The organism is Bacteroides sp. 1_1_14 (genome assembly GCF_000162515.1).
Lineage (GTDB): Bacteria > Bacteroidota > Bacteroidia > Bacteroidales > Bacteroidaceae > Bacteroides > Bacteroides thetaiotaomicron.
This window is the reverse complement of the sequence record NZ_GG774710.1, coordinates 259,818-271,291: the sequence shown is the minus strand read 5'-3', so window position 1 is coordinate 271,291 and position 11,474 is coordinate 259,818. Positions and strand designations below refer to the sequence as shown.

11 protein-coding genes are annotated in these 11,474 nt (G+C 41.1%); 5 read left to right on the top strand and 6 right to left on the bottom strand.

Annotation, left to right across the window (positions count from 1 at the left end):
• The first annotated feature begins 52 nt into the window (after positions 1–52).
• Together HMPREF9007_RS04325 and HMPREF9007_RS04330 are read left to right on the top strand one after the other, a co-directional pair.
• Entirely contained in the window at positions 53–1,819 is a 1,767-nt protein-coding gene (locus tag HMPREF9007_RS04325; protein WP_008763162.1) for a LysM peptidoglycan-binding domain-containing protein, read from the top strand.
• 7 nt (positions 1,820–1,826) lie between these two features.
• Positions 1,827–2,549, top strand: coding sequence for a porin family protein (locus tag HMPREF9007_RS04330; protein WP_008763161.1), 723 nt, complete (start codon positions 1,827–1,829; stop codon positions 2,547–2,549).
• A 130-nt stretch (positions 2,550–2,679) separates the two neighbouring features.
• Here HMPREF9007_RS04330 and HMPREF9007_RS04335 read toward each other — a convergent pair whose 3' ends face one another.
• From HMPREF9007_RS04335 to HMPREF9007_RS04355, 5 genes are all read right to left on the bottom strand, one after another.
• Positions 2,680–3,123, bottom strand: coding sequence for a DUF4293 domain-containing protein (locus HMPREF9007_RS04335; RefSeq protein WP_008763160.1), 444 nt, complete (start codon positions 3,121–3,123; stop codon positions 2,680–2,682).
• 106 nt (positions 3,124–3,229) lie between these two features.
• Entirely contained in the window at positions 3,230–3,565 is a 336-nt protein-coding gene (locus HMPREF9007_RS04340; RefSeq protein WP_004299989.1) for a DNA-directed RNA polymerase subunit omega, read from the bottom strand.
• A 14-nt stretch (positions 3,566–3,579) separates the two neighbouring features.
• Positions 3,580–4,383: an outer membrane protein assembly factor BamD gene (gene bamD, locus HMPREF9007_RS04345; protein WP_008763159.1), complete on the bottom strand. Its 804-nt coding sequence runs from the start codon at positions 4,381–4,383 to the stop codon at positions 3,580–3,582.
• 234 nt (positions 4,384–4,617) lie between these two features.
• Positions 4,618–5,043 (bottom strand): amino acid-binding protein, encoded by a 426-nt coding sequence (locus HMPREF9007_RS04350; RefSeq protein ID WP_008763158.1) that lies wholly within the window; start codon positions 5,041–5,043, stop codon positions 4,618–4,620.
• A 108-nt stretch (positions 5,044–5,151) separates the two neighbouring features.
• A complete protein-coding gene (locus tag HMPREF9007_RS04355) occupies positions 5,152–6,450 on the bottom strand; it encodes a phenylacetate--CoA ligase (protein ID WP_008763157.1) in 1,299 nt (432 codons plus the stop codon).
• 135 nt (positions 6,451–6,585) lie between these two features.
• Here HMPREF9007_RS04355 and uvrB point away from each other — a divergent pair, with 135 nt between their 5' ends.
• Positions 6,586–8,619 (top strand): excinuclease ABC subunit UvrB, encoded by a 2,034-nt coding sequence (uvrB, locus tag HMPREF9007_RS04360; protein WP_008763156.1) that lies wholly within the window; start codon positions 6,586–6,588, stop codon positions 8,617–8,619.
• Between the two features lie 276 nt (positions 8,620–8,895).
• On the opposite strand, the gene HMPREF9007_RS04365 is transcribed toward uvrB, so the two are convergent.
• The gene (locus HMPREF9007_RS04365) at positions 8,896–9,600 is read right to left on the bottom strand and encodes an SGNH/GDSL hydrolase family protein (RefSeq protein ID WP_008763155.1); all 705 of its coding nucleotides are present in this window, start codon (positions 9,598–9,600) and stop codon (positions 8,896–8,898) included.
• 313 nt (positions 9,601–9,913) lie between these two features.
• On the opposite strand from HMPREF9007_RS04365, the gene HMPREF9007_RS04370 reads away from it, so the two are divergent.
• Together HMPREF9007_RS04370 and HMPREF9007_RS04375 are read left to right on the top strand one after the other, a co-directional pair.
• Positions 9,914–10,582, top strand: coding sequence for a DUF4919 domain-containing protein (locus tag HMPREF9007_RS04370; RefSeq protein ID WP_008763154.1), 669 nt, complete (start codon positions 9,914–9,916; stop codon positions 10,580–10,582).
• Complete coding sequence (locus HMPREF9007_RS04375) at positions 10,579–11,223, top strand: ElyC/SanA/YdcF family protein (RefSeq protein ID WP_008763153.1); 645 nt, start codon at positions 10,579–10,581, stop codon at positions 11,221–11,223. The genes HMPREF9007_RS04370 and HMPREF9007_RS04375 overlap by 4 nt, the downstream gene beginning before the upstream one ends.
• Positions 11,224–11,474: the final 251 nt, after the last annotated feature.

The following is an 11,474-nucleotide window of genomic DNA, read 5'->3' as shown; positions in this document are numbered from 1 at the left end:
GCATTATTCGTACCTTTGTTCCTTGATTTCAAGAACCAATAGTTATAAATTGATGAAACCGATAAGCCGAATATTCTTATTTTTGCTTTTTATAAGCGCCTCATACGCTATTAGTTATGCACAAGAGAACCAATCTTATTTCTTGCATACCATCGAAAAAGGACAGAGTTTATACTCCATTGCCAAGATGTATAATGTCACAACAAACGACATCATACGTCTGAATCCCGGATGTGATGAAAAAATTTATGCCGGACAAGCTATAAAAATCCCTAAAGGAAAAGAAAGCCAAAAAGGGGAAACATTCCATACAATTCAAGCCGGAGAAACTTTATACAAACTGACTACCATTTATAATATATCTGCAAAAGCCATTTGTGAAGCCAATCCGGGATTGAGCGCCGAAAACTTCCGTATCGGTCAGGTTATTCTCATTCCGTTGGAACAAGAGCAGGAAACGGAAACTGCACAAGCACCGGCTGAAAAACCCGCTATACAGGGGCCTGTACAATCCAGATGCAAAGATATGCATAAGGTAAAACGCAAAGAAACCGTATTCAGTGTAAGCCGCGAATATGGAATCAGCGAACAGGAATTGATTGCAGCCAATCCCGAACTGAAAAAGGGAATGAAAAAGGGACAATACCTCTGTATCCCCTATCCCAGTGCAACCACCATGCAACCGACGGCTCCCAAAGAGGATCCGTACGCTATCCCACCCAGTAACAATGAGCTTTTCCGCAAGAGCAAAGAAGCCCCTCAGGCAATCTCTACTATCAAAGCGGCCCTGCTATTGCCTTTCCAGGAAGACAAACGTATGGTGGAATACTACGAAGGTTTCCTGATGGCGGTAGACAGCCTGAAACGTACAGGTACTTCTATTGATCTATATGTATATGACTGTGGAAAAGATGTTTCTACATTAAATACTATTCTGGCGAAAAATGAGATGAAGAACATGAATGTCATTTTCGGTCCGATGCACCAGCAACAGATCAAACCTTTATCTACTTTTGCAGAAAAGAATGATATACGACTGGTGATTCCTTTCTCTTCGAAAGGGGAAGAAGTATTTAATAATCCTGCCATCTACCAGATTAATACCCCGCAATCCTATTTATATTCGGAAGTATACGAACACTTTACCCGTCAATTCCCCAATGCCCATGTCATCTTTATTGAACCAACCAGCGAAGATAAAGAAAAAGCCGAGTTTATCAGCGGCATGAAACAAGAGCTGAAGAGCAAGGGAATGTCAATGAAAACCGTCAATGAAAACGCAACCAAGGATATGCTGAAGGAAGCTCTCCGCTCTGACAAAGACAATATTTTCATTCCGACTTCCGGCAAAAATGTCATGTTAATCAAGATTCTTCCTCAACTGATTCTACTGGTCAGAGATACTCCGGAGCAGAATATTCATCTGTTCGGTTATCCCGAATGGCAGACATATACCCGGGATCACCTGGAAAGTTTCTTTGAACTGGATACCTATTTCTATTCATCGTTCTACACAAATACATTGTTTCCGGCTGCCATACAGTTCACCAACAATTATCACAAATGGTATAGCAAGGATTTGGTGAGTAAATTCCCAAGCTACGGAATGCTTGGTTTCGACACAGGCTTCTTCTTCCTGAAAGGCTTGTCACGCTATGGCTCGGAACTGGAAAACAATTTACCGAAAATGAACCTGACTCCGATACAGACAGGCTTCAAATTCGAACGTGTCAACAACTGGGGAGGATTCATTAATAAGAAAGTATTCTTTATCCATTTCACGAAGAATTTTGAATTAGTAAAACTTGACTTCGAATAAGACGAAAATGACAAAGATAAAATCACTTCTGATTGCCGCTTCCCTGATGATGGGACTTGCGCTTCCTGCCACCGCACAGATCGGCGAACCACGCCAGAACTTTTCTGTCGGATTTAATGGAGGTGTCAACTTAAACAGTGCTTCATTCACTCCTAAAATCAAACAGAACTCATTGATGGGTATTACCGGAGGTTTGACGGCACGCTACATTTCCGAAAAGTATTTTGCAATGATCTGTGGTGCGCAAGTAGAGTTAAATATCTCCCAACGTGGCTGGGATGAATTATTTGAAGTACCGGGGGAGAATGGAGAACCCGTAGAAGATCCTACCCGCAAATACACCCGAAAGATGACCTATCTCGATATTCCCTTCCTCGCCCACTTGGCTTTCGGCAATGAAAAAGGACTACAGTTCTTTATCAATGCAGGTCCTCAGATCGGCCTTCTGATCGGTGAATCTGAAAGCATGGAGAATATAGACATGAATACCCTGACAAACACACAAAAAGCTGTTTACGGGGATAAAATCCAAAACAAATTCGATTATGGTATAGCCGGAGGCGGCGGAATAGAATTCAGAACAAAGAAAGTCGGTAGTTTTCTGCTCGAAGGACGCTATTATTTTGCTCTGTCAGACTTTTACAGCACAACGAAGAAAGACTATTTCTCCCGTGCGGCTCATGGCACAATTACAGTGAAGCTCACTTATCTATTCGATTTAAAGAAATAAAAAACAGTACCCAAAAAGATCAGGCGCGAATTTCGCTCGAACCTACGGTTTATATTTCCGTGAGTCTGCGAAATTCGCGCCTGTTTTTATTCTATCAGGAACTCCCAATGCGAGAGCTTCCCGCGCATTCTTATCGAAGTCTGTCTGCAGCCTTTACCATCACCTCGTCACGTCCGATAGCACGAATAGCCAGCACATTCAGAACGATAGACACCAATGGTAAGCAAAGCGCCCAACCAATACGGAACAGATTGGCATCGCTCTTCAATGCAAAATAGAAAACAATGAAGGCAATATAATAGCCCACCAGCAACAAGCTATTGAAGATTGACATACGAATCTGCAACATTCGGTTCTTATACAGAAAAATAGTCGCAAAAGCTACCAGAGCGCTCAGCATCAGAATACCAAATATCCCCCAAGTAGACTGGAAAATTCCATTCACGTCTATCCCCAGTGCTCTAAAAGGATGTTCTCCTGTAGTGTCAATAAAATATCCCATCGGTAAACACATTGCTGTAATCAGCAACCCTGTTACAATCAATAAGTAAAAACTTTGAATTCGTTGAATCATAAGTATTCTATAGTAGTTAAGTTAAACAATAATAGCCAAGCAATAAGGAATAGGAAAATGCTTCCCGCTTACTACTTGACTATCAATTCTTTCGTTAGAAAATAAATTACTGAAGTTTTTCTTTCTCCTTAGCCGGATTTCTATAATAAATTTTCCCTTCGATGTATTCCTGTGTAGCAATCAAGTCAGGTTTCGGCAATTTCTCATAATAACGAGAAATTTCGATCTGTTCTCTATTCTCGAATACTTCTTCCAAATTATCGTTGTAAGAAGCAAACTCTGCTAATTTCTTAGAAAGATCGTTTTTAATTTCCACACTAATCTGGTTAGCACGCTTACCAATAATGGCAACAGTTTCATAAACATTCCCTGTGTCAGCACAGAGTTCCATCATGTCACGGGTTACCGTCGTAGCGGGAGCGTTCGTTTTTTTGTAGTCCATAAATCTATTTAAATTTAGTCTTTAATTACTTTCTGTGATTCATTGAATATTTTTTCAGCCTCTTTCAGGTATTTACTTTCCGGAAACTCATTCTTGAAAGCATAATATTCATCTATCGTTTCACGGTAACGATCCATCTTCTTGTCTTCTACACTATAAATAGCCATTTCATGTCTGGCACGCAGAATCAATATGGAAAGTTCTTCGCGATAATCTGTATAAGGATAATCTTTCAGAGCATTCTGAGCTGTAATTACACAGGATTCATAGTTATTACCCAGATAGTTACCCAGATTATAATACAACTTTGCAGAATAGAGTTCTTTCAACACCAGTTTATCCTGCAAAGCAAAAATCATATCTTGTGCTTCCTGCTTCTTGGTACTGTTCGGGAAATATTCCATAAACATCTGCAGTTGCTGGATAGCCTGATAAGTGCTTGATTGATCCAAACGTGGTTCCGGAGTATCCAGGAACAGGGATTTACCTGCATGGAAACGTGCCAGTTCAGTGAAAGTGCCACGGGGATAAGTGTTGAAATAGGTGATAAACGTCTGGGCAGCTGTCTGATAATCTTTCTGATTATAGTAACTCATACCCAACATATACAGAGACTCCTCCGCTTTATCGGTTCCCTTAAGGATTGTAATCAATTCGTTCAGCAAGGTAGCTGAGCGGTTATACTGCCCTTTAGCAAAATAGTTTTTGGCGGCCTCGTACTTGTATTCGTAATCGGTACTTTTCAGCAACTTATTGTACTCTCCACACGATGTCAGAGAGGCTGCTGCGAGCAAAGTTATAATGATATTTTTCTTCATCCTTTTAAAAAATATTGCGCAAAGTTACTTATTCGCGGGGAATTAACCAATTAATCTATGTTTTTTAATACATAAAAGGCGTTAAACATCGACGAAAAGAGAAAAAACGACGTCGAACAGGAAGCTATAAACAGTCAATAATAAACGGTGAACGATCAACAAGCGCGCTATATGTCATTGGTATACCAGCGCTATCGTTCTTCGTTCACCGTTCGCTTATGGTCCGCCGTCCGGTTACAGCTTGTACAAATCACTTGCCGCCAACAGGTCGACTTTCTTTTCTTTCAGTACTTCAATACATTTATCCATATTACTAGGACGAATCACAACGTTTGCCACGTTATTATTGGCAAACGAATACATATACTCAATAAAGACCCCTTCTGCCGACAAGAATCCCAGCACTTTTGCCAGAGCTCCCGGCACATTCGGACAGCTAATGCCGACCACATCTGTTATATTCACGGCAAAATGATTATCTTTCAATGCTTTATATGCTTTATCCGGATCGGATACAATTCCACGCAAAATGCCAAAATCAGCATTTTCGGCGATGCACAAGGCAGAAAGATTGATGTTCTCTTTTGCCAGCACTTCAGTCACTTCCGTCAAACGGCCGGACTTGTTTTCCAAAAAGATAGAAAGTTGTTTTGCTACCATTATCGTAAAGTTTTAATTAAGTAATAAGTATTAGGTAATAGGTAATAGCCACACGGATTCCATGTTGCAGCTACGATAATACCTAATACTTATTACCTATTACCTATTTTAAATTTTTCTGTTATCAATCACTCGTTTAGCTTTGCCCACGCTACGTTCAATGCTACGCGGCTCTACCAGTTTCACATTGACTCCCAGTCCGAGTACGCTTTGCAGACGACCTGCCAGCTTCTTCTTCAACGCCAACATGCGGTTAATCTCATCCGAATAGAAATTCGGGCGCACTTCTACCTGAAGTTCCATCGTATCGGTATTGTTTTCACGACCCACTATCAACAAATAATGTGGTTCGAATTCTTCCATCTCAAGAATGACGGACTCGATCTGAGTCGGGAATACATTGACACCACGGATAATCAGCATATCGTCACTACGTCCCAGGATGCGGTCCATACGAACCAATGTACGCCCGCAGGAGCATTTATCATAATGTAAAGCCGTCAAGTCACGCGTACGATAACGCAGCAATGGCATTCCCTCCTTTGTCAGGTGCGTAAATACCAGTTCGCCCGTCTGTCCGGGTTCTACCGGCTGCAATGTATTCGGATCAATAATTTCAGGGAAATAATGATCCTCATTCAAGTGCGTACCATGCTGACATTCGCATTCGTAACCTACACCCGGTCCGGCTATTTCACTCAGTCCGTAGATATCATATGCTTTAATACCAAGTTTTTCTTCGATTTCATGACGCATATTCTCCGTCCAGGGCTCCGCACCCAAGGCTCCCACTTTCAGTTGGAATTCCTCCCGCGGATAGCCGGAATCTTTAATGGCATCCGCCAGATAAAGTGCATACGAAGGAGTACAGCAAAGAACCGTTGATCCAAAATCATGCATCAATGTAATCTGCTTTTCTGTATTACCACTGGACATCGGAATCACAGAGGCACCGATATTCTCAGCTCCGGCGTGTGCTCCCAGGCCACCCGTAAAAAGTCCGTAACCATAGGAAACCTGGAATATATCTGAGCGTCCTGCTCCATAAGCAGTAAAAGCACGCGATATACATTCTGCCCACGAAGAAAGGTCTTTGCGGGTATATCCCACTACCGTCGGCTTTCCGGTCGTTCCGGAAGAGGCATGAATACGCACGATCTGGCTCATCGGCACAGCACAAAGTCCGAAAGGATAATTATCTCTTAAATCATGTTTCGTGGTAAACGGCAGTTTCACGATATCATCAATCGTATTGATATCATCGGGGGTGATACCCATTTCCTGCATTTTCTTCCGGTAAAAAGGCGTGTTGTGATAAACGTAATCCACAATTTTCTTGAGTCGTATGCTTTGAATCTTGCGAAGACTTTCGCGGTCCATACACTCAATGGTCTCATTCCAAATCATGTTCTCTTGGTATTATTAGTTGTATGAATCTGTTTCATGATATTAATATGTTGCAAAGTAAAGGATTTATTTGGAAAAATGATTTGTTATCTCAATTATTTTGCCGAATATTGCTCCACTTTTTAGGATTTAACTATGAATTTTGAACTAACATCAGCTTACAAACCTACCGGGGATCAACCGGAAGCGATCGCTCAGCTTACTGAGGGGGTACTTCAAGGAGTTCCCGCACAGACTTTATTGGGGGTTACCGGATCGGGAAAAACGTTCACCATCGCCAATGTGATCGCCAACATCAACAAGCCTACGTTGATCTTGAGCCACAACAAGACATTGGCTGCGCAGCTATACAGCGAGTTCAAGGGATTCTTCCCCAATAACGCCGTAGAATATTACGTTTCATATTATGACTACTATCAGCCGGAAGCCTATCTGCCAAATTCAGATACCTATATAGAAAAGGATCTTGCCATCAATGACGAGATTGACAAGTTACGTCTCGCCGCTACCTCCTCCCTGCTTTCAGGCCGGAAAGATGTGGTAGTCGTTTCCTCAGTCTCCTGTATTTACGGTATGGGAAACCCGTCGGATTTCTATAAAAATGTAATCGAAATTGAACGAGGGCGGATGCTTGACCGTAATGTTTTCCTGCGTCGTCTTGTGGACAGCCTGTATGTCCGTAATGATATCGATTTGAATCGTGGCAATTTCCGCGTTAAAGGAGATACGGTCGACATTTTCCTTGCGTACTCGGACACTCTGCTTCGTGTCACTTTCTGGGGAGACGAGATTGATGGTATAGAAGAAGTGGACCCGATTACCGGTGTGACTACCGCTCCTTTCGAAGCCTATAAGATCTATCCCGCCAATTTATTTATGACCACCAAGGAAGCCACTCTTCGTGCCATCCACGAAATAGAGGACGACTTGACCAAACAAGTAGCGTTCTTCGAATCTATCGGCAAAGAATATGAAGCGAAACGATTGTACGAGCGGGTTACGTATGACATGGAAATGATCCGGGAATTAGGGCACTGTTCCGGCATTGAGAATTATTCCCGTTATTTTGACGGTCGCGCTGCCGGCACCCGTCCTTATTGCCTTCTCGATTTCTTCCCGGATGACTTTTTGCTGGTTATTGACGAAAGCCATGTAAGCGTGCCGCAGGTTCGCGCCATGTATGGAGGCGACCGTGCCCGTAAAATCAATCTGGTAGAATATGGGTTCCGACTGCCTGCCGCAATGGACAACCGCCCTCTGAAATTTGAAGAATTTGAGGAGATGACAAAACAAGTGATTTATGTCAGTGCTACCCCGGCAGAATATGAGCTGATACAATCGGAAGGGATCGTTGTAGAACAAGTGATCCGCCCTACCGGTCTGCTTGATCCTGTTATTGAAGTACGCCCGAGTCTCAATCAAATTGACGACCTGATGGAAGAAATTCAGCTGCGTATCGAAAAAGAAGAACGGGTACTTGTAACGACACTTACGAAACGTATGGCGGAAGAGCTGACAGAATACCTTCTCAACAATAATGTGAGATGTAACTATATCCATAGCGATGTGGATACATTAGAGCGTGTGAAGATCATGGATGACTTGAGACAAGGCGTTTATGACGTACTTATCGGTGTCAATCTGCTTCGTGAAGGTCTTGACCTTCCGGAAGTATCCCTTGTCGCTATTCTCGATGCCGATAAGGAAGGCTTCCTCCGTTCGCATCGCTCATTGACCCAGACTGCAGGACGTGCTGCCCGTAATGTAAACGGAAAAGTAATCATGTATGCAGATAAAATAACAGACAGTATGCGGCTTACGATCGATGAAACAAACCGTCGACGCGAGAAACAGCTCGCTTATAATGAAGCGAACGGCATCACCCCACAACAAATCAAAAAGGCGAGAAACTTGTCTGTATTTGGCAGTCCAGGTTCCGAAGCCGATGAGTTGCTGAAAGAAAAACACGCTTATGTGGAACCTTCTTCACCTAATATCGCAGCCGACCCAATCGTACAATATATGAGCAAAGCTCAAATGGAAAAGAGCATAGAGCGTACCCGCAAATTAATGCAGGAGGCCGCCAAAAAACTGGAATTTATCGAAGCTGCCCAATATCGGAATGAGCTGCTGAAACTGGAAGATTTGATGAAAGAAAAGTGGGGATAAACGGCTTATAAATATCAATAAATCTATAAGAAACCCGAGCTTTTGCTAATTAGTGTTATAAAAACACCTATTTAAGAGAAATAATTTGCAGATTTCGCAAAAGCCCGTATCTTTGCACTGTGTTTTTCATAGTATTAGATTTAAGGTTAACAAAGGTTGGAGCAAGGCGTTGCTCCTTTTTTTATGCCCATACCCCATCTTAGCATCTTCCAATCCTACAAAAATACCCCTTGAAATCCTATCAAAGGGCATTTTTTATCTACACTCTATCTATAATTAAAGCGCTTTTTCAATAGCCTGTTTAATGAGTGCTTCCATGATATCATATCCTTCTCCTGTAGGATGTACCCCATCTTTCGTATATTGAGGATTCAAGGCCTTATTCTCGCCCACCACCATTGGCTGATAATAATTCACAAACGGAATTTTATTAGCTTTGGCGTAAGCTTCTATGCGGGCATTCAATGCCTGAATCTTTTGAGGAGCATCTTTAATCTCCCGTCTCCACGGAAATTCAGCAGCCGGCAATACTGAAGTCAGAATCACTTTGATTTTATTTGCCTTCGCCAGTTCTGCCATAGATGCAATATTTCCGAATGTATAATCTTCATTATAAGCACCTGTATTTTCGGCTACATCATTTGTTCCTGCATTAATGACAACCAATGCCGGAGAAAGATTGATCACATCTTCCCTAAAACGAAGTAAAAACTGATAAGACGTCTGGCCACTGATACCACGACCGATATATCCATTTGTTTTGAAGAAATCAGGATGTGTCCTCACCCATCCTTCCGTAATGGAATTGCCCATAAAGACCACTCTTTTTTCCTTCTTTACAGGTTGTGCAAGTGCTGCATTCTCTGTCGCATAACGCTTGTAATTAGCGAACTCATGTTTCTGTGCATAGGTCTCTCCTACTGAGAAACTCAAACAAACGATGGCCAACAACATCCATTGACCCAGTCTTTTCTTTTTCATATACGTATATAAAGATTAGTAATTCAAATTGGTTGCAAAGATAAAAAAACTCTTTATATGAACGATCAAATACCGAATATCCGTTAAGCGGAAAGGAGAAATTCTTAATCTATGTTATATAACATAAGATTTTTCTTGGTTAATTTGCAAAGTTCACAGAAGTCCGTATCTTTGCAACGTGTTTTTCATAGTATTAGATTTAAGGTTAACAAAGGTTGGAGCAAGGCGTTGCTCCTTTTTTTATGCCTATACGCTTGGTTTCCTGAAAAAGAATGGTATTTTTGTGAATCTTAATACCCTAAAAAAAACTGCCATGAAAAAGCTCATTACTCTTTTATTTATAAGCATACTTAGCCTTCAGGTTTATTGTTCCGCACAAGAAATATTAAAAGTGGATTATCCGGCTATCAAAGAGTACGTAACTAATCACAATACGGAGTTTCAAAAGCTCATGCAACGTTTTGAAGAAAATGATACTTTACTCACCCGGCAAGATCATGCCATGCTATATTACGGGTATTCATTCACACCAGCTTACAAAGGAAGTATGGATGATTTTCAGGATTTCCGAAAGTTGATTAAAGAAGAAAAGTATGAAGATGCTTATAATATCGGCAAAGAACTACTAAAAAAGAATCCGGTATCTCTCCAATTACTATATAATATGTACGGAATAGCCGGTTTGCTCCAGAAAGATATCCGGGAAATAAAACACTATTCAAAAAGATACGCAGCCTTGCTTACTATGATTGCGCTTACAGGTGACGGTACAAGCGAAGAAACCGCATTTAAGGTTATCTGCGTAAATGACGAATACCAACTGCTGAACATGTTATTCAAAATGGAAAACATGAAAGGTCAATCGCTAGTCAATAAATGTGATATGATAGAGTTTGATAAATGCCAGTACTATGAAGGAAATCAAATGTATTTCGACATTAGCCGTTCCCTTGATTATATGAGTGAATTATTCGGAAAATGAAAAAAAAGCTATTCTATATCACACTGATAATTGCCATACTTTGTGTTATCAGTATCTTTATCTGCGACTGGACCATCAAGAAGAATGCAGCCTCCTGCATCTATACTGAAATCAGTGATATTCCTGCAAACAATGTAGGTCTGCTTCTCGGCACCTCTCCTAAGCTGAAAAGCGGAAATAACAATTTATATTTTGACTATCGCATTGATGCGGCGGTTGAACTGTACAAGGCAGGCAAAATTAATTATATTCTTATCAGTGGAGATAATCGCAAAGAAGATTACAACGAACCGGAAGAAATGAAGAAAGCGCTTATGCAAAAAGGTGTTCCTGAAAAGTCTATCTATTTAGATTATGCCGGTTTTCGTACCCTTGACTCTGTTGTGCGTGCTAAAGAAGTATTCGGTCAGACCCGTCTGACCATCATTTCTCAACGATTTCACAATGAGCGGGCTATTTATCTTGCCGAAAAGAATGGGATTACCGCCATCGGTTTTAATGCCAGGGATGTAGACGTCTATGCAGGATTGAGAACCAATATCAGAGAATTATTTGCAAGGGTCAAGATGTTTATCGATTTAGCGATAGATAAGCAACCGCATTTCCTGGGAGAAAAGTACAAACTGCCATCCGGCAAATAAGAAAATATCAAAAACAAAAAGTTATTGAAAAATTTATGGAACAACAACCTCAACTCAATGATCACAACAAACAGGAGTATCCTCCTATGCATACAGTCGAAACAAACACATCCTTAATTAATCATCTATAATACAGAGTATTAAATCATATACTAAAAAATCATAATTGCGCATTTATCTTACGCACTTGTTTTACGCAACTCGCTTAGAAAATATAAGCCAATAAAGGAAATAAGGTCAGCATTATCAAC

What these genes read in the sequence shown, in the direction of transcription:
- HMPREF9007_RS04370 (WP_008763154.1), top strand. Translation starts at nt 9,914, where the DNA reads ATGAAAAAGCTCATTACTCTTTTATTTATAAGCATACTTAGCCTTCAG.
- HMPREF9007_RS04340 (WP_004299989.1), bottom strand. Translation starts at nt 3,565, where the DNA reads ATGGACTACAAAAAAACGAACGCTCCCGCTACGACGGTAACCCGTGAC.
- HMPREF9007_RS04365 (WP_008763155.1), bottom strand. Translation starts at nt 9,600, where the DNA reads ATGAAAAAGAAAAGACTGGGTCAATGGATGTTGTTGGCCATCGTTTGT.
- HMPREF9007_RS04355 (WP_008763157.1), bottom strand. Translation starts at nt 6,450, where the DNA reads ATGATTTGGAATGAGACCATTGAGTGTATGGACCGCGAAAGTCTTCGC.
- HMPREF9007_RS04330 (WP_008763161.1), top strand. Translation starts at nt 1,827, where the DNA reads ATGACAAAGATAAAATCACTTCTGATTGCCGCTTCCCTGATGATGGGA.
- HMPREF9007_RS04350 (WP_008763158.1), bottom strand. Translation starts at nt 5,043, where the DNA reads ATGGTAGCAAAACAACTTTCTATCTTTTTGGAAAACAAGTCCGGCCGT.
- uvrB (WP_008763156.1), top strand. Translation starts at nt 6,586, where the DNA reads ATGAATTTTGAACTAACATCAGCTTACAAACCTACCGGGGATCAACCG.
- bamD (WP_008763159.1), bottom strand. Translation starts at nt 4,383, where the DNA reads ATGAAGAAAAATATCATTATAACTTTGCTCGCAGCAGCCTCTCTGACA.
- HMPREF9007_RS04325 (WP_008763162.1), top strand. Translation starts at nt 53, where the DNA reads ATGAAACCGATAAGCCGAATATTCTTATTTTTGCTTTTTATAAGCGCC.
- HMPREF9007_RS04335 (WP_008763160.1), bottom strand. Translation starts at nt 3,123, where the DNA reads ATGATTCAACGAATTCAAAGTTTTTACTTATTGATTGTAACAGGGTTG.
- HMPREF9007_RS04375 (WP_008763153.1), top strand. Translation starts at nt 10,579, where the DNA reads ATGAAAAAAAAGCTATTCTATATCACACTGATAATTGCCATACTTTGT.